The organism is Nakamurella sp. PAMC28650, from assembly GCF_014303395.1.
Lineage (GTDB): Bacteria > Actinomycetota > Actinomycetes > Mycobacteriales > Nakamurellaceae > Nakamurella.
The window spans coordinates 4,620,734-4,641,997 of the sequence record NZ_CP060298.1 but is presented as its reverse complement, the minus strand read 5'-3'; the positions used below and the strand labels follow the sequence as shown (position 1 = coordinate 4,641,997).

The 21,264-nt window shown below is 68.7% G+C and carries 20 protein-coding genes; 14 read left to right on the top strand and 6 right to left on the bottom strand.

Annotation, left to right across the window (positions count from 1 at the left end):
* Window positions 1-72 precede the first annotated feature (72 nt).
* The gene (locus H7F38_RS21095) at window positions 73-1,242 is read right to left on the bottom strand and encodes a 4-hydroxybenzoate 3-monooxygenase (protein ID WP_187091626.1); all 1,170 of its coding nucleotides are present in this window, start codon (window positions 1,240-1,242) and stop codon (window positions 73-75) included.
* A gap of 93 nt (window positions 1,243-1,335) precedes the next feature.
* A complete protein-coding gene (locus tag H7F38_RS21090; protein WP_255498099.1) occupies window positions 1,336-2,073 on the bottom strand; it encodes an IclR family transcriptional regulator in 738 nt (245 codons plus the stop codon).
* A 237-nt stretch (window positions 2,074-2,310) separates the two neighbouring features.
* On the opposite strand from H7F38_RS21090, the gene H7F38_RS21085 reads away from it, so the two are divergent.
* The 8 genes from H7F38_RS21085 (at window position 2,311) to H7F38_RS21050 (ending at window position 8,636) form a co-directional block, all read left to right on the top strand.
* Window positions 2,311-3,492, top strand: coding sequence for a thiolase family protein (locus H7F38_RS21085; protein ID WP_187091624.1), 1,182 nt, complete (start codon window positions 2,311-2,313; stop codon window positions 3,490-3,492).
* Window positions 3,493-3,542: 50 nt separating this feature from the next.
* Window positions 3,543-4,277, top strand: a complete 735-nt coding sequence (gene pcaH, locus H7F38_RS21080; RefSeq protein ID WP_187091623.1) for a protocatechuate 3,4-dioxygenase subunit beta — start codon at window positions 3,543-3,545, stop codon at window positions 4,275-4,277.
* Window positions 4,274-4,900 (top strand): protocatechuate 3,4-dioxygenase subunit alpha, encoded by a 627-nt coding sequence (pcaG, locus tag H7F38_RS21075; RefSeq protein WP_222618236.1) that lies wholly within the window; start codon window positions 4,274-4,276, stop codon window positions 4,898-4,900. The genes pcaH and pcaG overlap by 4 nt, the downstream gene beginning before the upstream one ends.
* Window positions 4,897-6,060: a lyase family protein gene (locus tag H7F38_RS21070; RefSeq protein ID WP_187091622.1), complete on the top strand. Its 1,164-nt coding sequence runs from the start codon at window positions 4,897-4,899 to the stop codon at window positions 6,058-6,060. Before pcaG ends, H7F38_RS21070 begins: the two co-directional genes overlap by 4 nt.
* The gene (pcaD, locus tag H7F38_RS21065) at window positions 6,060-6,890 is read left to right on the top strand and encodes a 3-oxoadipate enol-lactonase (protein ID WP_187091621.1); all 831 of its coding nucleotides are present in this window, start codon (window positions 6,060-6,062) and stop codon (window positions 6,888-6,890) included. Before H7F38_RS21070 ends, pcaD begins: the two co-directional genes overlap by 1 nt.
* Window positions 6,891-6,968: 78 nt before the next feature.
* The gene (locus H7F38_RS21060) at window positions 6,969-7,223 is read left to right on the top strand and encodes a carboxymuconolactone decarboxylase family protein (RefSeq protein ID WP_187091620.1); all 255 of its coding nucleotides are present in this window, start codon (window positions 6,969-6,971) and stop codon (window positions 7,221-7,223) included.
* Window positions 7,220-8,005: a CoA transferase subunit A gene (locus H7F38_RS21055; protein WP_187091619.1), complete on the top strand. Its 786-nt coding sequence runs from the start codon at window positions 7,220-7,222 to the stop codon at window positions 8,003-8,005. Before H7F38_RS21060 ends, H7F38_RS21055 begins: the two co-directional genes overlap by 4 nt.
* Window position 8,006: 1 nt before the next feature.
* A complete protein-coding gene (locus H7F38_RS21050) occupies window positions 8,007-8,636 on the top strand; it encodes a 3-oxoacid CoA-transferase subunit B (protein ID WP_187091618.1) in 630 nt (209 codons plus the stop codon).
* Between the two features lie 18 nt (window positions 8,637-8,654).
* Here the strand turns inward: H7F38_RS21050 and H7F38_RS21045 are convergent, their stop codons facing one another.
* A complete protein-coding gene (locus tag H7F38_RS21045; RefSeq protein WP_187091617.1) occupies window positions 8,655-9,929 on the bottom strand; it encodes an MFS transporter in 1,275 nt (424 codons plus the stop codon).
* A 76-nt stretch (window positions 9,930-10,005) separates the two neighbouring features.
* Here H7F38_RS21045 and H7F38_RS21040 point away from each other — a divergent pair, with 76 nt between their 5' ends.
* Window positions 10,006-11,142, top strand: coding sequence for an ROK family protein (locus tag H7F38_RS21040; protein ID WP_187094866.1), 1,137 nt, complete (start codon window positions 10,006-10,008; stop codon window positions 11,140-11,142).
* Window positions 11,139-12,074, top strand: a complete 936-nt coding sequence (locus H7F38_RS21035) for a patatin-like phospholipase family protein (RefSeq protein WP_222618234.1) — start codon at window positions 11,139-11,141, stop codon at window positions 12,072-12,074. Before H7F38_RS21040 ends, H7F38_RS21035 begins: the two co-directional genes overlap by 4 nt.
* Window positions 12,075-12,183: 109 nt before the next feature.
* Here the strand turns inward: H7F38_RS21035 and H7F38_RS21030 are convergent, their stop codons facing one another.
* From H7F38_RS21030 to H7F38_RS21020, 3 genes are all read right to left on the bottom strand, one after another.
* Entirely contained in the window at window positions 12,184-13,935 is a 1,752-nt protein-coding gene (locus tag H7F38_RS21030; protein WP_187091616.1) for a biotin carboxylase N-terminal domain-containing protein, read from the bottom strand.
* A 63-nt stretch (window positions 13,936-13,998) separates the two neighbouring features.
* The gene (locus H7F38_RS21025) at window positions 13,999-14,205 is read right to left on the bottom strand and encodes an acyl-CoA carboxylase subunit epsilon (protein WP_187091615.1); all 207 of its coding nucleotides are present in this window, start codon (window positions 14,203-14,205) and stop codon (window positions 13,999-14,001) included.
* Window positions 14,202-15,839, bottom strand: a complete 1,638-nt coding sequence (locus H7F38_RS21020; protein ID WP_255498098.1) for an acyl-CoA carboxylase subunit beta — start codon at window positions 15,837-15,839, stop codon at window positions 14,202-14,204. Before H7F38_RS21020 ends, H7F38_RS21025 begins: the two co-directional genes overlap by 4 nt.
* A gap of 166 nt (window positions 15,840-16,005) precedes the next feature.
* Between H7F38_RS21020 and H7F38_RS21015 the strand changes: the two genes are divergently transcribed.
* The 4 genes from H7F38_RS21015 to H7F38_RS21000 all read left to right on the top strand — a co-directional run bounded on the left by H7F38_RS21015 (window position 16,006) and on the right by H7F38_RS21000 (window position 21,218).
* Window positions 16,006-16,680, top strand: coding sequence for a TetR/AcrR family transcriptional regulator (locus tag H7F38_RS21015; RefSeq protein WP_222618233.1), 675 nt, complete (start codon window positions 16,006-16,008; stop codon window positions 16,678-16,680).
* Window positions 16,681-16,889: 209 nt separating this feature from the next.
* On the top strand, window positions 16,890-18,440 hold the full coding sequence (locus H7F38_RS21010; protein ID WP_187091613.1) for a DUF1800 domain-containing protein: 1,551 nt from the start codon (window positions 16,890-16,892) through the stop codon (window positions 18,438-18,440).
* 21 nt (window positions 18,441-18,461) lie between these two features.
* The gene (locus tag H7F38_RS21005; protein ID WP_187091612.1) at window positions 18,462-19,793 is read left to right on the top strand and encodes a DUF1501 domain-containing protein; all 1,332 of its coding nucleotides are present in this window, start codon (window positions 18,462-18,464) and stop codon (window positions 19,791-19,793) included.
* A gap of 75 nt (window positions 19,794-19,868) precedes the next feature.
* On the top strand, window positions 19,869-21,218 hold the full coding sequence (locus H7F38_RS21000; protein ID WP_187091611.1) for an alanine racemase: 1,350 nt from the start codon (window positions 19,869-19,871) through the stop codon (window positions 21,216-21,218).
* The last annotated feature ends 46 nt before the right edge of the window (window positions 21,219-21,264 follow it).

Sequence of the window (21,264 nt, the reverse complement as noted above, 5' to 3'; positions counted from 1 at the left end):
CAGACAGCTGGAAATACACCCAGTGGGCTGGGTGATCAGTACTTTCCGACGCGCAGACCCGGTCTGCTGCCTTCAGCGGTCGAGGGGCAGGCCGGTGTAGTTCTCGGCCAGCGAGGCGGCGGCGGCCGGTGACGAGGCGACGTAGCGCAGTTGGGAGAGTTGGAGCTGGTCGTCGAACTCGTCGCCCGCGCGGTGCAGCATCGACGTCATCCACCACGAGAAGTGGGTCGAGCGCCAGACTCTGCGGAGAGCGGTCTCGGAGTAGGCGTCAGCAAGCGAGCTGTCACCGCGGTTCAGCAGATCGCCCAGCGCCCGATCGAGGACCGCGACATCGGCCACCGCGAGGTTCAGGCCCTTCGCCCCGGTCGGCGGGACGATGTGGGCGGTGTCGCCGGCCAGGAAGAGACGACCGCGGCGCATCGGTGCGCTGACGAAGCTGCGCATCGGGGTGATGCCCTTCTCCAGCACGGGTCCGTCGGCCAGGTGCCACCCGTCCAGCTCCATCCGGGTCGACAGTTCGCTCCAGATCCGGTCGTCGGACCAGTTCTCGATCGTGTCCGTCGGTGTCACCTGCAGGTAGAGCCGGCTGATCTCCGGTGAACGCATGCTGTGCATGGCGAATCCGTTCGGGTGCCACGCATAGATCAGTTCGTCGGTGGACGGCGGGACGGCGGCGAGAATCCCCAACCAGGAGAAGGGGTATTCGCGTTGGAAGACCTGCTGCCCGGTGGCGGCCACCTGCGGACGGCTGATCCCGTGGAAGCCGTCGCAGCCGGCGATCACGTCGCAGTCGATCCGTTGCGGTTCGCCGGCCGCGTCGGTGAAGGTGACCGAGGGGGAATCACCGTCGACGTAATGGATCTGGGCGTCGGACACCTCGAAATGTACCGGTTGTCCGGTGTCAACGGCGGCCTGGATCAGATCCTTGACCACCTCGGTCTGCCCGTACACCCAGACGGATCGGCCGCACAGCTCCGGGAAGTCGATCCGATGCCGGGTGCCGGGCCATTGCAGATGAATGCCGTCGTGCCGCTGGCCGTCGACGTGCAGTCGTTTCCCGAGTCCGATCTCGTCGAGCAGGTCGACGGTGCCCTGCTCGAGAACGCCGGCTCGCAGCCTGGCCTCGACGTAGGCCCGCGAACGGTTCTCGATGACGATGGATTCGATCCCGCGTCGGGCCAACAAATGGGACAGCAGCAATCCTGCAGGGCCGGCTCCGATGATGGCCACCTGTGTACGCATGGTCCGATGGTGGCCCCGGTCACCGCTGCAAGCCAGGCTGCGTTTCCGCTGAACGGAAATGAACCGGGACGCAGAGCGCTGGAGCGGCCTGCGTCATAGATCCACACCGTCACCAGCACCGGCGGACCGCGTGATGCCGCGGGACGCGAGTTGGAGCATGGGGACCAGCTTCGCGAGCCCACGACGGCTGCTGGTGGCGACCACCCCGAGGGCCGCGACCACCCGCTGGTCGGAATCAAGGACCGGTACGGCGACCGAACAGGTCCCGATGGTCATCTCCTCCGATGTCTCGGCCCAGCCGCGACGCCGAATCTCGGCGAGCTGTCTGACCATCCGCGGCCGGTCCACGACCGTGTAGGGGGTGACCCTGACGAGGCGCGTCAAAGCCTGCCCGACCGTCTCGGGATCGGCATGGGCCAGCAGCACCTTGCCGACACCGGTGGCGTGCAGCGGTAGTTCGGATCCGCTGCGGCTGACCACGGCGACCGACCGGGTACCGGCGATCCGTTCCACGTAGAGCGCATGAATGCCGGTACGTACTGCGATGTGGACGTTCTCGCCGGTGGTCGCGGCCAGATCCTGCATGAACGGGAGAGCCACTTCGCGCAGTTTCCGCGACACCGGCGCCAGCAGGCCGAGGGCCCACAGACGGGGACCGATCTCGTACTGCCCGTCGCTCTGACGCACCAGGCCGCCCCACGCGACCAATTCTCCGATCAGACGATGCGTGGTGCTGATCGGCAGCCCCGCGGAGGCGGCGATCTCGGTCAGGCCGGCCCGTGGAGTCCGGCGGTCGAACGCGGACAGGACGGCCAGGGCTTTGGAGGTCACGCTGCGACCGGGAACCTGGGCACCGCCGGCCACCTGTTTTCTCCGCCCTGCCGATTCCGCTGGCACTGACTTGCGCCGGCACTGATTTGCGCGAGCATCGATCTCGGTACCGCAGTCCGCACCGATTTCCACTCACCGGAACCCCAGAGTAGTCATTCGATCGTCCGGCGGCCTAGCGTGACCCACAGAAAAGCATCGCGGTGCAGCGATGCCCGGGACCGACAGGGAGATGGGTCTGTGTCGCAGGACGTCTACATCATCGATGCGGTCCGCACGCCGTTCGGCCGGTTCAACGGCGCCCTGGCCGGAGTGCGTCCGGACGATCTGGCGGCCCAGACCCTTCGATCGCTCGTGGCCCGTCATGCCGGGCTCGACCCGGAAACCATCGACGACGTGCTGCTGGGCAATGCCAATGGGGCCGGGGAGGAGAACCGGAACGTGGCCAGGATGGCCGTGCTGCTGGCCGGATGGCCGACGTCGGTGCCCGGCGTGACGGTCAACAGGCTGTGCGGCTCGGGTCTGGAAGCCGCGGTGCAGGCCCGCCGGGCCGTCGCGGTCGGCGACGTCGATCTGGTGGTCGCGGGCGGGGTCGAGTCGATGACGAGGGCTCCGTGGGTCGTGCCCAAGCCGGAGCGGCCTTTTCCGGCCGGCCATCAGACGATGTTCTCCACCACCCTCGGCTGGCGACTGGTGAACCCCGTCATGGATGGTCGCTGGACGATCGCCCTGGGTGAGAGCGCCGAACATCTGGCGGATCTGCACTCGATCTCCCGCGAGGCCCAGGACGAATTCGCGCTCCGCAGCCATCGGCTCGCCCATCAGTCCTGGGAGGCCGGGGTTTTCGCCGACGAAGTCGTCCCCATTCCCGGTATCGGGTTGGATCGTGACGAAAGCATCCGGCCGGATACCGACGCAGCGAGTCTGGCCGGGTTGAAGCCCGCATTTCGCACCGGCGGCACGGTGACCGCCGGCAACTCCTCCCCGCTCAACGACGGTGCTGCCGCCATGCTGATCGGGACGGCGGGTGCGGCCGAGAAAATCGGTGCCACCCCGCTGGCCCGCATCGTGTCCTGCGCATCGGTCGGTGTCGACCCGGAGGTGTTCGGCATCGGACCGGTGCAGGCTGCCCGAAATGCGTTGGCGCGGGCCGGTATCGGTTTCGACGACCTTCGATACGTCGAGTTGAACGAGGCCTTCGCCGTCCAGTCCCTCTCGTGCCTGGCCGGATGGCCGGAGCTCGATCCGGCCAAGGTCAACGTGTTCGGGGGAGCCATCGCGATCGGTCATCCACTGGGTGCCTCTGGCGCGCGGGTCCTTGGCGCCCTGGCACACCGACTGCGCGCTGCGGGTGGGGGCTACGGGATGGCCACGCTGTGCATCGGCGTCGGACAAGGGATGGCCGTCGTGTTGGAGGCCTGACCGCAGATCCCTGAAAATCCAACGGCCACCGAGAGAATCGGATCGATCGCATGCCGGAGTTGATCTTGCCGCACTACCCGGTCGCGCCGGTGGGCACCCATCCGCCGCTGGATTCCCCGGCCTACCGCAGCACGGCACTACGTCATCCGCTGCGCACTCCGGTGGATCTGCCGCAGCGCCTCACCGAGATCACCGGTCCGGTGCTGGGCGACCGCAAGCCCACCGAGATCGACGCCGACCTGACCAGGCAGCACGAGGGTGAGCCGCAGGGCCAGCGGATCATCGTCCAGGGTCGCGTCCTGGATTCCGACGGACGTCCGCTGCCGCACACCCTGATCGAGGTGTGGCAGGCCAATTCCGGGGGGCGCTACCGGCACGTCCGGGACCGGTGGGCCAGTCCGCTGGATCCGAACTTCTCCGGCCTGGGGCGGACGATGACCGACGCCTTCGGGCGGTACCGATTCATCACGATCAAACCCGGTGCCTATCCCTGGAAGAACCATCTGAACGCCTGGCGCCCGGCGCACATCCATTTCTCGCTGTTCGGTCGGGCCTTCGTGCAGCGACTCGTGACGCAGATGTATTTCCCCGGGGACCCGCTGTTCTTCCAGGATCCGATCTTCAATTCCATTCCGGATCCGGCGGCCAGGGCTCGGTTGATCTCCCGCTTCAACCTGGACGACACAGTGCCGGAATGGGCACTGGCCTACGATTTCGACATGGTCCTGCGCGGCAGCGGCAGCACGCCATTCGAAGGTGACGACGAACCGGAGGACGAGGCATGAGTACCTCCTCGATGCCGGACACCGTAGCGACCCCCACCCCGGATGCCGCGCCGAACCCGGTGCCGGGTCTCGGGCTGACTCCGTCGCAGACGGTAGGGCCCTATCTGTCGATCGGGCTGACCTGGGCGGATGGGGTGTACGCCGCCGACCTCGGAACCGCAGGCGGGTTCTGGTTGCGAGGCACCGTCTTCGACGGCGAGAGCCTTCCGGTCCCGGACGGCATGGTCGAGTCCTGGCAGGCCGACCCACACGGCGGATTCGACTCGGCGGAGGACCCACGGGGTGGCCGGCCGTTTCCCGGATTCCGCGGATATGCGCGCAGCAGCACCGATGTCGAGGGACGGTTCGAGATCTTCACGCTCAAGCCGGCGGCTCTGCCCGACGGCGCGGGCGGCCTGCAGGCACCACACGTGGATCTGTCGGTCTTCGCACGTGGCATGATCGACCGGGTGATCACCCGGGTCTACTTCGGCGACGAGGTCTCGGCCAATGCGTCCGACCCGGTGCTGCAGTTGCTTCCGGCTGCGTCGCGCCAGACGCTGATCGCCCCCCGTACCGAGGACGGCTACCGTTTCGACATCCACCTGCAGGGCGAGCACGAGACCGTGTTCTTCGCGCTGTGACCTCGAACGGGATCTTCGGCAGCACGTTCGAGCGTGGCTGGCAGATCGGTCTCCTGGACGACACCAGTTGGCTGGCCGCACTTGTCGAGGTGGAGACGGCTCTGATGCGGGCGGCCCAGCTGGCCGGAGCGGTACCGGAGAGTGCCGCTGCGACCATTCTGGAACGCTGGACGAATCTCGAGATCGACCTCGAGGAGATCGGACGCCGGGCCGGCGCCGGGGGCAACCCGGTGATCCCACTGGCCGCGATGTTGAAGGCCACCCTCGGTCCGGACCTGCGGGACTACGTGCACCTGGGCGCCACCAGCCAGGACATCCTGGACACCGCCTGCATGCTGCTCGCCCGGCGTGCGATGTCGGTCGTCATCGGTCATCTGCGGGCCGCTGCCGGGCACGCCGCCGACCTGGCGGCGGAGCACGCCTCCACCCGGATGGCCGGCCGCACGCTGCTGCAGAACGCCCTGCCGATCACCTTCGGGCTCAAGGCGGCCACCTGGACCGCCGGGCTCGACGGAGCCATCGCCCGGCTCGGTCGGGTGTCGGCCGATCTTCCGGTCCAGTACGCCGGCCCGGTCGGCACCTTCAGCGGGTCGAACGGCCACGGCCCGGCCATCCGGCGGGAGCTGGCCGGCCTGCTGCAACTCGCCGACACCGAACTGGCCTGGCACACGGTGCGGCTTCCCATCGCCGATCTTGCCGGCGCACTGGGTACCGCCGCCGGGATCGTCGGGAAGGTGGCGCTGGACGTGGTTCTGCTGGCGCAGAGCGCCACGTCGGAAGTGGGCGAAGGGCAGGCCCCGGGGGACACCGAGCGGCGCGGCGGGTCCAGTTCGATGCCGCACAAGCACAATCCGGTCGCGGCGATCTCGGCCCGGGCCTGTTCGATGCGGACACCCGGGCTGGTGGCCACCCTGTTCGCCGCGATGCCCCAGGAGCACGAACGGGCTGCCGGCGCCTGGCACAGCGAGTGGGAGACCCTGGCCGACCTGTTGCGGCTGACCGGCTCGGCGGCGGCCTGGCTGAGCGAAAGTCTGCAGTACCTGGTCGTCGACGCGGCTGCGATGGCGCGCGCCGCACAACAGATGCCCCCCGGTGAGGGCGACGCGCACGAGTTGACGATGATGGCACTGGCCCAGCGGACGAACGAGGAGATGCCCTGATGACGACAGTTGCGCTCCATCACCGGATCGACGCGGCCCCCGACCTGCCCGGTGATGCCCCGACCGTGGTGCTCGCCGGTTCGCTCGGCTCGACACTGGAGATGTGGGACGCGCAGGCCCGGGTGTTGTCCGCCCGTTTTCGAGTGGTCCGCTTCGACACACGGGGGCACGGCCGCTCACCGGTTCCCGACGAGGCCTGCAGCATCGAGGATCTCGCCGACGACCTGCTGGTCCTGCTCGACCGGCTGGAACTGGGAACCGTCCATCTGGCCGGTCTGTCGCTCGGCGGGATGACGGCGATGGCACTGGCCGCGCGGCACCCGGAGCGGGTCGACGCGTTGGCCCTGCTGTGCACCTCCGCGCTGCTCGGACCACGCCAGGGATGGCTCGACCGCGCCGCGGCCGTCCGGGCCGGCGGCACCAGCGCGGTGGCCGACGTCGTGGTCACCCGATGGTTCAGCGCGGGCTATCCGGCCGCCCATCCGGACCGGGTGCTGTTCTACCGGGACATGATCGCGGCCACGCCGGCGGCCGGCTACGCGTCGTGCTGCGAGGCCATCGGGGAGATGGATCTGCGGGCGGCGCTGCCCCAGATCTCCGCGCCGACCCTTGCGATCGCTGGAGCGCAGGACCCCGCCACCCCGCCGGAGCACCTGCGACTGATCGCGGGGTCCGTTCCGGGAGCCCGTCTGTTGATGCTCGACCCAGCGGCGCACCTGGCCAACGTGGAGCAGGCCGACCAGGTCAATACCGCTCTGCTGGAGCATTTCTCGGGATCGACCGTGGTCGGGTCAACCGTGGTCGGGTCGACAGCCGGCGGGGCCGGATGAACGACGAGCAGCGCTACCGGGAGGGAATGGTGGTCCGGCGCGCAGTCCTCGGCAGGCCTGGACCGAGAGGCCCGCAGCATGATCACCCTCGCGCTGCTGACCGCGCTCGGGCAGGAACACGAACTCGCAATGCATGTGGCCGCCGCACTGCGGAACGGAGTGACCCGCGAGCAGATCCAGGAAGTGCTGCTCCATTGTGCCGTGTACGCGGGAGTACCGGCCGCGAATCGGGCCTTCGCCGTGGCACAGCAGGTTTTCGACGGGCTCGACGCCCCGTCGACCGGTTCGACCGTGCCGGCGGTGCCGGTGGCAGACCAGGAGGGAAAAGGATGAACAAGTTGGTACCCAGCGCGGCCGAGGCGGTTGCCGACATCCAGGACGGATCGTCCCTGGCCGTCGGCGGTTTCGGACTGTCCGGCATTCCCTGGACGCTGATCCAGGCGCTATTGGAGCAGGGGGCCGGCCATCTGACCGTGGTGTCGAACAACTGCGGGGTGGACGGCGCGGGACTCGGGCTGTTGCTCGAAGCCCACCGGATCGACCGCGTCATCGCCTCCTACGTGGGGGAGAACAAGGAGTTCGCCCGCCAGTACCTGGCCGGTGAACTGCACGTGGAGTTGACTCCGCAGGGGACCCTCGCCGAGAGACTGCGTGCCGGCGGCAGCGGGATCGGAGCGTTCTTCACCCCGGCGGGTGTGGGGACCCAGGTGGCCGACGGTGGCCTGCCGTGGCGTTACGCGCCGGACGGAAGCATCGCGGAGGCGTCGAAACCCAAGGAGGTCAGGGAGTTCGGCGGCCGGTCGATGGTGCTGGAGGAGGGCATCCGTACCGATGTGGCCCTGGTCCGGGCGGCGCAGGCCGATGCGGCCGGCAATGCCCGCTTCCACGCGGCCGCCGGGAATTTCAACCTGCCGGCGGCGATGGCCGGAAGGGTCACCATTCTGGAGGCCGAGGAGATCGTGCCGATCGGCGCGATCGCACCTGACGACGTACACCTGCCCGGCATCTTCGTCCAGCGCGTCGTTGCGTTGACGCACGACCAGGCGACTTCCAAGCGGATCGAGAAGCGCACCGTGCGCACCCATTCCGCCGGCCCGTCACCGAAGGAGTCCTGAGATGGCTTGGAGTCACGAACAGATGGCGGCGCGCGCGGCGCTGGAGCTGTCCGACGGGCAGTACGTCAACCTCGGCATCGGACTGCCGACCCTGATCCCCAACCATCTGGCACCGGGAGTGGAACTCAATCTTCATTCCGAGAACGGAATTCTCGGGGTCGGGCCGTATCCCTACGACGAGGAGGTCGACCCCGATCTGATCAACGCCGGCAAGGAGACGGTGACGGTGCTGCCCGGTGCCTCCTACTTCGATTCGGCGATGAGTTTCGCGATGATCCGGGGCGGTCACATCGATGTCGCGGTGCTGGGGGGCATGCAGGTGTCGGTGACCGGTGATCTGGCCAATTGGATGATCCCGGGCAAGATGGTCAAGGGGATGGGCGGGGCGATGGACCTGGTGCACGGTGCCAAGAAGGTGATCGTGCTGATGGATCACGTCGCGAGGGGCGACGCGGCGAAACTGCTGATGGCCTGCGAGCTTCCGCTGACCGGGCAGGGCGTCGTCGATCGCGTCATCACCGATCGGGGCGTCTTCGACGTCGCCGGCGACCACTTCCGGCTGGTCGAACTGGCCCCGGGCACGACGGTGGAGGACGTCAGAGCCGTGACCGGAGCACCGATACTCCCCTGACGTCCTGCAAAGCGCTTCCTATAGCGAGCACTCTGCAGGACGTAAGGGCGTAATGCTCAGCGGGAACACCTTTCTGGCACCGGCGACGATGATGACGGCGGCCAGAGCCAGGCCGGCGCCGAGAGCGGGCAGCGCATGCAGCCCGCCGCCGCTGAAGATTCGCTCGCCGACCAGGGCCCCGCCGCCGATGCCGATCTGGAACGCCACCACGTAGACGGCCGAGGCCGCGTCCTGCGAGCGCGGCGCCACCCGCAGGACTGCCGACTGCAACGGGACGGGTATGGCGGTGAACGCGGCACCCCACGCGAGTACGGCCAGCACGGTGAACAGCCGGCCGTGCCCGATCGACAGTGCGAGCAGGGCTGCGGACACCACCGCAACGCAGATCGCCAGCGTCGGGCCCGGCCGCTGGTCGACGAAGCGGCCCACGACCACGGTGCCCAGCAGTCCGGCGCCGCCGTAGCCCAGCAGCAGTGCACTCAGGGCGACCCCCGACAGTCCTGCCGAATCCCGGACGAGGGGCGCGATGTACGTGTAGGCGGCGAACTGTCCCACGACCAGCACGGTCGTGACCGCGGCGATGGCGGTGATCTGGCGCGAGCGGATGACGGCCAACGCCGCCCGGATCCTCGCCGTCGGCGTGTCGACGACCGCTCCGTTCGATGTGGCTCCGTCCGATGCCGCTCCGTCCATCGGGGTGACGGCCGGCAGGTGCGGGAGCACGGTGAGCAGCGCCAGCGTGCTCAGCGTGCCGGCCACCGCCAGCGCGAAGAAGGCGACCCGCCACCCCGCCCACTGGCCGAGCGCGGTCCCCAGCGGCACCCCGAGGACCAGGGCGAGCGAGTTTCCCAGGAAGACCAGCGAGGTGGCCCGACCGGACCGGCCGGGTGGTGCCAACCGGGCAGCCACCGGCGCGATCGCCGACCAGAACACGCCGTGGGCGAGAGCGCAGAACAGGCGACTGACGGTCAGCAGCTGGAAGTTCGGGGACAGGCCGGCGGCCAGCTGGGAGACCGCGAAGACGGCGACCAGCACCGCCATCAGTTGATGACGGGGGATTCGCATCGTCAGGGCCGTCAGGGGAATGGTGGTGATGGCCGCGAGGGCCGCGTAGGTGGTCAGCAGAAGACCGACCTGGGCCTCGCTGACCGACAGGCCCTGTGAGATCTGCGGGAGCAGCCCGACCGGAAGCGTCTCGGCCGTCACGTAGACGAACGCCGAGGCGGCCAGGACAGCCAGTGCGCCGCGGTGGGTGCGGCCGGTGAGGTCTCCGGTGCCGGAGGCGCTGATCATGGTCCATAATAAACTCCCCTGACGAGCAAATATCAAGACCGGGCGGCTCCCGGGACGGACGGATCGGGCGGTGATCATGGGCAGCACCAGGACGCGGGCCGGTGATCTGTTGCGGCTGGTCCACGATCAGCCGGGAATCACCAGGGCGCGGGCGGCCAGGCTGCTCGGGGTGGGAACGGGCGCGGCGACGGAGTTGGTCGGAACCCTGGTGGCCGGCCACCTGCTCGGCGAGCGCCCGGCGCCACCGACCGGTGGGCGCGGTCGCCCCACCACGCTGCTCGGACCCCACCCGGACGGTCCGGTGGTCATCGCCCTTTCCATGACGTACCGGGAGTGGCGGATCCAGGCCGTCGAACTCGGTGGTGGCGTCGTTCTCTCGGAGCATGCGGACCATCGGGGACAGGGACCGGGCCAGGTCATCGAGGCGATGGCGGCGTCGGTGGGCCGAATGCGTCGACGCCTCGGTGTCCGGATCCGGGGGGTCGGGGTCTCGGCCCCGGGCATCGTGCAGGACGGCCACCTCGTCGAGGCCACCACCCTCGGCTGGTCGGATGTCGATCTGACCCGTTTCGCCCGACCCGGTGAGGTCTTCGCAGCCGGGAACGACGCAACGTTTGCTGCGTCGGCGGAGTCCCGTCGCGGACGGGCCGTCGGTTCTTCCGTCGCCCTGCACCTACGGGTCGACGCGGGCCTGGGCGGCGCTGTCGTGGAGCGCGGTCGAATTTCCCACGGTGCCACCGGCGTGGCCGGCGAGTTCGGTCACATGCCGTTCGGTGATCCCGAAGTACGTTGTCCCTGTGGCGCTCTGGGATGTTGGGGGGATTCGGTCGACGGCCGGGCGCTGGCGCGATCGCTCGGCGTGCCCGAGCCCGGTGATTCGGTGGCCTTTTTTCGAGCAGTGGTCGACAGCGCCAGGACCGGGGAGCAGCGTGCGGTCGTTGCGATGGGTCTGGCCTCGGCCCGCTTCGGGCGCGGAATCGCTGGTCTCGTCAACGGTCTCGACCCCGATCTGGTCACCATCGGCGGGCTGGGTCCGCTACTGCTCGAAGTCGCTCCCGACGAACTCCGGCGGGCCTATCTCGCCGGGTTGATGAACTTCCGTCGCCACGCCCCGCCGCCCATCCTGCCCACCGCGCTCGGCGAGGACGGGCCGTTGATCGGTGCCGCCGAGGAGGCGTGGGCCGAGCTCTGGGAGCGGCTGATGTCGGGGTGAGCGCCTATCGTGTCGAACGTCGTGTCCAACGTCGAACGTCCAACGTCGAGCCGGACGCGGCCCGGCAGGAGAGGGAGATCGTCATGGTCGAACGGGGACTGGTCCTGGCCGGCGGTGGGGTCGCCGGCATCGCATGGGAACTCGGCGTGCTGCTGGGGATTCGGGATGCAGCGGCAGACCTCCGGCCGGCAATCGTGGACGCCGACCTGATCGTCGGCACATCGGCTGGATCGACGGTGGCAGCCCAGATCGGCGCGGCCACCGATCTCGCCGACCTGTTCGCCCGGCAGCTGAGCCCGGTCTCCAGCGAGATCGAGGTGGACTTCGACACCGAGAAGCTGATGGCCGAATTTGCCGGGGCCGCCGCCGGGGCAAGCTCCCGAGAGGAGATGCTGCGCCGGGTCGGTGCGTGGGCGTTGGCCGCCGCGACGGTGGCCGAGCCACTGCGTCGAGCGGCGGTCGCGGGGCGACTCCTGCACCAGACCTGGCCTGAACGAGAGATTCTCATCCCGGCGGTCGACACGCTGACCGGCGAGCTGATCGTCTTCGACCGGCACAGCGGTGTCACGATGACCGATGCAGTGACGGCGAGTTGCGCCGTGCCGGGCGTCTGGCCCCCGGTGACGATCAGTGGTCATCGCTACATGGACGGCGGGACACGGTCCGGCACCAACGCCGATCTAGCGATCGGATGCGACCGGATCCTGGTCCTGACGCCGTCCGTCGCCGGGCTTGACTCGCCGATGGACCACCTCGCCGAAGAGATCGAGTCGCTGCATCCGGCGGAGGTCTTCGTCGTCCACGCCGACGACGCGTCCATCGAGGCCTTCGGTCCGAACCCGTTGTCCCCCGGCACGCGTGCTCCCGCCGCACGGGCCGGCCGGGCCGTCGGTGCCGCGATCGCCGGCCAGGTGGCATCCTTCTGGCGATGACCGGCCCGACCGGGAGGGCCTCGCCGGTGGGACGGCTTGGCCCTTCGCGTCGCAACCGGCGTGGCGCGACCGGCTGCATCCTCGGCGATGCGAGCGGATCGTTTCTACGTCAGTGGATCTCGGCGATCACGGTGCCACCGGTGACCTGGGTGCCGACCTCGAGTGACAGACCCGACACGGTCCCATCCTTGTGAGCTGTCACCGGGTTCTCCATCTTCATCGCCTCGATCACCGCGATCAGCTCGCCGGCCACGACGATATCCCCGTCTGCGACGGCCACCTTGACGACGGTGCCCTGCATGGGGGCGACCACCGCATCACCGGACGGCGCGGTACCGGTCTTCCGGGCACCGCGGCGGGCGCGCGTAGGGCCGGCGGTGGGAGCGCCCCCGAAAACCAGCCCGGCCGGCAAACTCACCTCGACCCGGCGTCCATTGACCTCGGCGACGATCAGTTGGCGGACGGCAGCGTCGGCGGTTTCCTGGACGCCGGAGCCATCGAACGCCGGGATCCGGTTGTCGAATTCTGTTTCGATCCAACGGGTGTGGACCGAGAACGACTCTCCGTCGCCGATGAACGCCGGATCATCCAGCACCGCACGATGGAACGGAAGGGCCGTCGCCATGCCCTCGATCCGCATCTCGGCAAGGGCCCGGCGGGCCCTGGCCAACGCCTGCGGGCGATCGGCGCCGGTGATGATCACCTTGGCCAGCAGTGAGTCGAAAGCACCCGAGACCACGGAACCGGATTCCACCCCGGAGTCGATGCGCACCCCGGGGCCGGCCGGAGCCAGGAACGTCGTGACGGTGCCGGGGGCCGGTAGAAACCCGCGGCCGGGGTCCTCGCCATTGATCCGGAACTCGATGGAATGCCCACGGGGCTGCGGATCCCCGCTGTACTCGAGCTTCTCGCCGTTGGCGATGCGGAACTGCTCCAGGACCAGGTCGATCCCGCTGGTCTCCTCGGAGACCGGGTGCTCCACCTGGAGACGGGTGTTGACCTCGAGGAAGGAGACCGTGCCGTCCAATCCGACCAGGAATTCCACCGTTCCGGCGCCGTAGTAGCCGGCCTCGGCGCAGATCGCCTTGGCCGCCCGGTGGATCCGATCCTGCTGATCGGCGGTGAGGAACGGGGCCGGGGCCTCCTCGACCAATTTCTGGTGGCGCCGCTGCAGCGAGCAGTCCCGTGTTCCGATCACCACCACGTTGCCGTGGGTGTCGGCCAGCACCTGCGCCTCGACATGGCGCGGGCGGTCGAGATAGCGCTCCACGAAACACTCCCCGCGGCCGAAGGCCGATATCGCCTCGCGGACCGCCGAGTCGTAGAGCTCGGGGATCTCCTCGATGGTCCTGGCCACCTTGAGCCCGCGGCCGCCGCCACCGAAGGCAGCCTTGATGGCGACCGGAAGTCCGAACTCCTGGGCGAAGGCCACCACCTCTGCCGACCCGGACACCGTCTCGGCGGTACCGGGCACCAGGGGGGCGCCTGCTCTGGTCGCGATGTGCCGTGCGGTCACCTTGTCGCCCAGGTCGCGGATGGACTGCGGTGACGGCCCGATCCAGGTGAGCCCGGCATCGATGACCGCCTGGGCGAAGTCGGCGTTCTCGGAGAGGAACCCGTAGCCGGGATGCACCGAGTCCGCACCCGACTGCGCAGCGACAGCAAGCAGTTTGGCGATGTCCAGGTACGAGTCCGCCGGCGTGGAGCCGCCCAGTGAGTAGGCCTCGTCCGCGCCTCTGACGTGGACGGAATCTGCGTCGGGCTCGGCGTAGACGGCGATCGAACGCAGTCCGGCGTCGGCGCACGCCCGGGCCACCCGGACGGCGATCTCGCCCCTGTTGGCGATCAGAACGGTCTGCATCTTGGGTCCTCGGGTCGCAGTGATGGTCGGATGGCGCGCGTGGTGATCATCTAGCAATGCAACTCATCTCGGCAGACCTGATGCCCACCAGGCGTCGCGTCCTTGCGACCCGACGGGACCGAGGGCGAAGGCCGGACTGCCCCAGAAGGTCGACGGCGCGGAAACCGGAGCCGGTGGGGCGGACAGACCCGCCAGCATCGCCAGCACCACTGCGGCGTCCTCCTCGTCCCGACGGCGCCGCCAGGCGTCAGATTTCGACTCGCCCTTCACAGCGGGATGTTCCCGTGCTTGCGCGGGGGCAGGCTTCGGCGCTTGTCGGCCAACATCTGCAACGCCGTGGTGATGGCGGCCCTCGTCGAGGAGGGAGCGATGACCTCGTCGACATACCCCCGCTCGGCGGCGATGTAAGGGTTGGCGAGTGCGTCCTCGTACTCGGTCTGCAGTCGTGCCCGCAGGGCGGCCACGTCCTCACCCGCCTTCTCGGCAGCGGCGAGATCCTTGCGGTACAGGATGCTCACGGCGCCGGCCGAACCGACGACGGCGATCTGCGCGGTCGGCCAGGCGAGGTTCAGATCGGCGCCGAGGTGTTTCGAGCCCATCACGTCATATGCGCCGCCGTACGCCTTGCGGGTGATCACCGTGATCAGGGGGACCGTCGCCTCGGCGTAGGCGTAGATCAGCTTCGCGCCGCGCCGGATGATCCCGTTCCATTCCTGGTCGGTGCCGGGTAGGAAACCCGGGACGTCGACGAAGGTGATGACCGGCACGTTGAACGCGTCGCAGGTCCGTACGAACCTGGCCGCCTTCTCCGAGGCGTTGATGTCGAGCGTGCCGGCCAGGTGCATCGGCTGGTTCGCGACCACACCGACGCTCCGGCCACGGACCCGTCCGAACCCGGTGATGACGTTGGGCGCGTACAGATCCTGGACCGGCAGGAACTCACCGTCGTCCAGTACCGCGCGCACCACGGTGTTCATGTCGTAGGGCTGGTTGGCGGAGTCCGGGATCAGCCCGTCCAGTTCCAGATCGGAGGCGGCGGGCTCCAGATCATCGGCCGAGAGTTCCGGCCACGGCCCGTCCGGCGGGGTGGTCGAGAGATTGTTCGAAGGTAGGTACGACAGCAGGGCCCGGACGTAGTCGATGGCGTCCTGCTCGTCCACGGCGAGATGGTGCGCATTTCCAGACCTGGTGTTGTGGGTGCGCGCCCCGCCGAGCTCCTCCAGGGTGACATCCTCACCGGTGACGGCCTTGACGATGTCGGGACCGGTGATGAACATCTGCGAGGTCTTGTCGACCATCACGACGAAGTCCGTCAGTGCGGGGGAGTAGACGTGGCCACCGGCGGCGGCGCCCATGATCAGCGAGATCTGCGGGATGACCCCGGAGGCGTGCACATTCCGCTTGAAGATCTTGGCGTACAGGCCCAGCGAGACAACGCCTTCCTGGATGCGCGCGCCCCCACCCTCGTTGATCCCCACCAGTGGACGGCCGGTCTTCATCGCGAAATCCATGATCTTGACGATCTTCTCGCCGTACACCTCGCCGAGCGATCCGCCGAACACCGTGACGTCCTGGGAGAATACGCAGACCTGACGGCCATCCACCGACCCGTATCCGATGATGACGCCGTCGCCGTACGGCCGGTGGGCAGCGAGACCGAAGTTGGTGGACCGATGGCGCGTCAGTGCGTCGAGCTCCACGAACGAGCCCGGATCGAGCAGCATCTGTACGCGTTCGCGGGCCGTCTTCTTGCCCTTTGCGTGCTGACGCTCGACGGCGGCTGCCGAACCAGCATGGGTGGCCTCTCCCATCCGGACCTGCAGGTCGGCGAGCTTTCCCGCCGTGGTGTGCAGGTCCGCAGCGGATCCAGCGCCCGGTTGAGCGTCGGTGTCGACTTGCGTCACAGGGATCCTCCGTTGGATCGGTTCGAACGTCGGTCGTGCCGTCAGGAGTGGTGGTGCGCAAAATCTCCGCGGTACCGGATACTCGATGTAAGGTACTGCGTACCGCGTGCCCCTGGCAAGACCAACCGATGTCGGCGGTCGTAGGAATCGAGGAAGAATGTCGGTGGTGACGAAGATTCCGGTCCGCGAGCGCTTGATCGACGCGGCTTTCCAACTGTTCGGCGAACGCGGCTACGAACCCACCACCGTCGACGACATCGCCGAGCGGGCGGGTGTCGGGCGCACCACCTTCTTCCGGAACTTCCGTTCCAAGGACGACGTGATCTTCCCCGACCACGAGCAGCTGATGGACGAGATCAGGGCGCGGTTGGCGACATCGACCAACAGCACCGCGCTGGTGGCCGTCGCGGAAGCAGTTCGATTGGTACTGCTGCGCTACATCGAGGAGGGCGAGCGCGCCCGGCTGCGGTACGCGCTCACCAGTCGGGTGTCGGCGCTGCGCGATCGTGAGATCGCCAGCGTGGCCCAGTATCAGCGGCTGTTCCGGGAGTTCATCGGCACCTGGATGGGGCCTTCGGAGGCCAGCGCCCTGCGGGCCGAGCTGATGGCCTCGTCGGTGGCCGCCGCCCACAATCACGTGCTGCGCCGTTGGCTCCGCGGCGACACGGCCGAACCCATCGAAGAGGTCGACCGCGCGATGGCCCAGGTCGTCGGACTCTTCTCGGCAGCCCCCGCCGACCAGACCGAGGCTGGCACCACGATCATCGTGCTGCATACCTCGCAACCGCCGGACCAGATCCTGCCCGCCATCCGGCGTGCGATCGACGGCAGCACACCGTAGCGGTCGCGCTCGAACGTCGGCCCCGACCAGCGGGCCGATCCGGCGGCTTCCACCGGCAGGCCTGGCGTTTCCCCATTCGACCGTTTAGTCTTATCACGTTGCGTATAACTCCAACTACGCTCAGTATCACGCTGAGTAGGGGTCACCGGACGCAGATCGCTCTTTCGTGTCGCCTCCGGCCCGGCACAGTGCAAGGACAAGGGGAATTCGTGGACGTCAACTACGCCGGGGTGCTGATCGGGCGGGAGCAGACCGCCCAGCGGGGTCGCCATGCGGCCGAGCGGCCGGGCCTGTCGATGGCCGCCGCTCAGGCCCCGGCGGTCGGGGCGTTGCCCGCCAGGCTGACCACCGACCAGCAGTACCACCTGCTGTCCCGGTTCTCCTTCGGCCCGTCGTCGGCATCGTTGTCGCAGCTGGCCCGGCTCGGCCCGGCCGCCTGGTGGGACGGCCAGGTCGCCCTGGGCCGCCGTTACCCGATCTACAGCGCACATCCCCGGATCGCGGCCGCCGGCCCGCTGCTGAACCGGAGCCCGGCTCAGGTACGGGCATCGCAGAAGGCCGCAGGCAACGAGTACAGCTGGGAGATGATGGACCAGCTGACCCTCGTCACGTTGGGACTGCAGGCTTTCAGCCCCGCACAGCTCTACGAAACGGTGGTCGACTTCTTCGCCAATCACCTGAACGTGTCCAACCACGCCGACGACCAGACCTGGATCCGTCAGACGATGGACCGCGACGTCGTCCGCAGGTACGCTTTCGGACGATTCAGCGACATGCTGGTGGCTTCCGCCAGGAATCCCTCGATGCTGCGCTACCTGAATCTGGCGGACTCCACCAAGCAACTGGTCAACGAGAACTACGGGCGCGAACTACTGGAGCTGCACACGGTGGGGCTGGCCGCCCGGTACTCCGAAGTGGATGTGAAGAACTCCGCCAAGATCCTCACCGGCCGCACCGTCGACGACAACGGCAACTACGTCTACCGCCCGGAGATCCATTGGACCGGTGCGGTTCGGGTGCTGGGTTTCTCGGCCGCCAACACCAGGGCGGCCGAGGGGCAGGCGGCCGGCGACGCCTACCTCCGCTATCTCGCCCAGCATCCGTCCACGGCCTCCCATCTGGCCCAGAAGCTCTGCGTCCGTTTTGTTTCCGACGCGCCGTCACCCGCCCTGGTGGCCGCGGTGGCCAAGACCTATCTGGCCAACGGGACGTCGATCCTGCCGACGCTGAAGGCGATCTTCACGTCGCAGGAGTTCTGGCGCAGTCGGCACGCGAAGACGCGTCGCCCGGCGGAGAACCTGATCGCCAGCATGCGCATCCTGGACGTCACGCCGGCTCCGGACATCCGGAAGGCACTCGACGGGATGCACTGGATGACGGCCAACATGTCCAACGCACCGTTGGACTGGGTGCCGCCCAACGGTTATCCCGACGTGGCACCGGCCTGGCGTTCGTCCAGCAACTTCCTGACGCTGTTGATGCTGCACCGCGGACTGGCGCAGAACTGGTGGAACGACATCGTTCTCGCGCCGAAGAACACCGCGCTGTACGGGAGGACGAAGCCGGCGACCAGCGGCGCTGCGATCGCGTTGCTCTGCACGCGGCTGGTGGGCAACCCGCTGACGCCCGCCAAACGCGGTGTGTTGCAGACCTTCCTGGGTGAGCCGGCCTCCACGCCGCTCGCCCAGTCCCGCCTGCGGTGGTATCTCGACCATCTCGTGCCACTGATCCTGGACGGGCCCGACCATGCCCTCCGCTGACCTGTCGACAAGGAAGCTGCCATGACGCGACGACTCACCGATGACGACGGCGGCCGGTTCGACCGTGCCCTGCGGGCGAACGCCGAGCAGGTGGCGGCCGGGCTGGCGTGCCAGGAGGAGTCGTGGTCGGCCGGGTTCACCCGCCGGCGCATGCTCCAGGGCGTCGGGATGGCCGGGGTGGCGGCCCTGGCCTCGCAGTTGGTCACCACGAAGGTCGCCTACGCCGCCGGCCCTGGTGGCACGCGAAACACCGTGATCGTCGTCTTCCTGCGGGGCGGCGCCGACGGACTGCGCATGCTCGTACCTCAGGCGGCCGGGCTCGGTCACCACTACCTGAGTTCGCTGCGGCCCACGCTGGTCCAAGCCGACGCCGACATCCGCACGCTGCCCGGGACCAGTGGGTGGGGTGTCAACAAGGGGTTCGATGCGCTGCTGCCGCTGTACCGGACGGGCGAACTGGCCTTCGTGCCCGCGGTCTCGGTCGCGGGCGTGACCAGGAGCCACTTCCAGGCCCAGCAGTTCCTCGAACGCGGCGGAACCAGCGCCGCCACCGGCTGGCTCGATCGCACCCTGGCCGCGCTGGGACCCGGCACCACCTTCCGGGCGATGGCCGAGGGTGGTGTCGCGCCGACGTCGTTGGCCGGGCCGCAGCCGGATCTGTCGATGAACTCGCTGTCGGACTTCACCTTTCCCGGATGGGACGGGGTCAAGGACGCCAGCATCACGGCCATCAGGTCGCTCTACCGGGGGATCGACAGCCCGCTGGCCCAGGATGTGCAGACCACCCTCTCGGCCATCGCGGTGGCCGAGCGTGCGAACAAGTCGGCCGGCGCGAAGAACGGGGCGGTCTATCCGACGGGTAATTTCGCCTCGTCGCTGTCCGACCTGGCCACCCTGCTGCGCGCCGAGGTCGGGGTCGAGGTTGCCACCGTCGACGTCGGCGGTTGGGACACCCACACCGACGAGGCCGGCGACCTGGATGCGCTGACCGCCTCCGCCTCCGCCGCGTTGGCCGCCTTCATGACCGATCTCGGACCCACGCGGCGCAAACGGGTCACCGTCGTGGTGATGACCGAATTCGGCCGCCGGGTCCAGACCAACGCCTCCAACGGCACCGACCACGGCACCGGATCGATGATGTTCCTGCTCGGTGGGGGCCTGGCCCGGTCGGGGGTCTACGGCAAGTGGAATGCCCTGTCGGCGAACGCTCTTCGGGACGGGGACGTGGCTCCGACCAACAATGCGTTCGACGTGCTGGGTGAGGTGGTGCAGAAGCGTCTGTCCGTCGGGAGTCTGGCCTCGATCTTCCCCGGGCATGCATTTCATCCGCTGAACCTGGCCCGCACCACGTGACGGTGCCGCCGGCGGCACGGGCGATCCGAACGGGCGATGTGAACGGCCCGCGGGTCGGATCGTAAAGTCGTCGGGATGAACAGTCCGGCACCGCGCGGCGAAGGTGGCGATCGCGCAGACCGGGCGGCCGACCGCGCCTTGGCCGAGGCCGTGGCCGGGTTGTCGAACGAGGTGCTGGACTGGCGTTTCAAGGCGGTACCGGCCATCGCCGACGGCTACACGGTGGCCGAGTTCCTGCAGACCGGGCCGCGGCTGTCGGACTTCGGTACGCCGTTGCTCACCCTGGACGCCCGGGCCCTGAGCGCGAACATCGTGGCGATGGCCAACTGGTGCCGCCGGCATGGTCTTTCGCTGGCCCCGCACGGCAAGACCACGATGGCGCCGGCCCTGTACCTGGACCAGCTCCGGGCCGGTGCGTGGGGGATCACCGTGGCCAACGAACCCCAGCTGCGGGTGGCCAGAGCGTTCGGGGTCCGGCGGATCCATCTGGCCAACTCGCTGGTGAGGCCGGCCGCGCTCCGGTGGCTGGCCCAGCAGCAGGCGCAGGACCGCGATTTCCGGTTCAGCAGCTGGGTCGACTCCGTCGGTGCGGTCGAGCAGATGACGGCCGGACTGCCGGCCGGGTCCTCGGTGGATGTGTGCGTCGAACTCGGTGTTCCCGGCGGCCGGACCGGTGCCAGAGGAATCCAGGTTGCTCTCGAGGTGGCCGAGGCCGTTCGCCGGTCGCCGCGGCTGGCGCTGGTCGGTGTGTGCGGCTACGAGGGTGCGGTCGCCCACGGGACCGATGCCGAACAACTCGCCACCGTCGACCGGTACCTGGACGATCTGGCCGCACTGCACACGGCGGCCTGGCCCATGTACGACCTCAGCACCGCCGGGACCGCGATGCTGACCGTCGGTGGGAGCGCGTACTTCGACCGGGTGGCGACCCGGCTCGGCGGTTTCGCGGATCCGTTCGGCGTACGCGGACCGGCCACCGAGGTGGTCCTTCGATCCGGTGCCTACGTGGCACACGACGACGGCTACTACCGTTCGATCACCCCGGCGAACCGGACGGACGGGCCCGTCCTGACCTCGGCGATGCACGGCTGGGCACGGGTGGTGTCACAGCCCGAGCCCGGGCTGGCCCTGCTGGATGCAGGTCGTCGCGACCTACCGTTCGACCAGGGCCTGCCCGAGCCGCAGCAGCGGATCCGCCCGGACGGGACCGTCACACCTCTTGTCGGGGCGGTCATCTCCAGGCTGAACGATCAGCACGCCTTCCTCGAACTCGGGGCGCCGGACGACGTCGAGGTGGGTGATGTGGTGCGCCTGGGCCTGTCCCATCCGTGCACCGCTTTCGACAAGTGGACGTTGATTCCCACGCTCGAGGATGCCGACGTCCGGGACCCCCGGGTGGTCGGTCTGATCCGGACCTTCTTCTGATCGTCATCGACCACATCGACCGTCGCAGAGGCGCCCACCTTTCTTC

Excerpts from the sequence above, each read along its gene's own strand:
- H7F38_RS21095 (WP_187091626.1), bottom strand. The coding sequence starts at position 1,242 with ATGCGTACACAGGTGGCCATCATCGGAGCCGGCCCTGCAGGATTGCTG.
- pcaH (WP_187091623.1), top strand. The coding sequence starts at position 3,543 with ATGCCGGAGTTGATCTTGCCGCACTACCCGGTCGCGCCGGTGGGCACC.
- H7F38_RS21060 (WP_187091620.1), top strand. The coding sequence starts at position 6,969 with ATGATCACCCTCGCGCTGCTGACCGCGCTCGGGCAGGAACACGAACTC.
- H7F38_RS21000 (WP_187091611.1), top strand. The coding sequence starts at position 19,869 with ATGAACAGTCCGGCACCGCGCGGCGAAGGTGGCGATCGCGCAGACCGG.
- H7F38_RS21040 (WP_187094866.1), top strand. The coding sequence starts at position 10,006 with ATGGGCAGCACCAGGACGCGGGCCGGTGATCTGTTGCGGCTGGTCCAC.
- H7F38_RS21030 (WP_187091616.1), bottom strand. The coding sequence starts at position 13,935 with ATGCAGACCGTTCTGATCGCCAACAGGGGCGAGATCGCCGTCCGGGTG.
- H7F38_RS21005 (WP_187091612.1), top strand. The coding sequence starts at position 18,462 with ATGACGCGACGACTCACCGATGACGACGGCGGCCGGTTCGACCGTGCC.
- H7F38_RS21055 (WP_187091619.1), top strand. The coding sequence starts at position 7,220 with ATGAACAAGTTGGTACCCAGCGCGGCCGAGGCGGTTGCCGACATCCAG.
- H7F38_RS21050 (WP_187091618.1), top strand. The coding sequence starts at position 8,007 with ATGGCTTGGAGTCACGAACAGATGGCGGCGCGCGCGGCGCTGGAGCTG.
- pcaD (WP_187091621.1), top strand. The coding sequence starts at position 6,060 with ATGACGACAGTTGCGCTCCATCACCGGATCGACGCGGCCCCCGACCTG.
- pcaG (WP_222618236.1), top strand. The coding sequence starts at position 4,274 with ATGAGTACCTCCTCGATGCCGGACACCGTAGCGACCCCCACCCCGGAT.
- H7F38_RS21045 (WP_187091617.1), bottom strand. The coding sequence starts at position 9,929 with ATGATCAGCGCCTCCGGCACCGGAGACCTCACCGGCCGCACCCACCGC.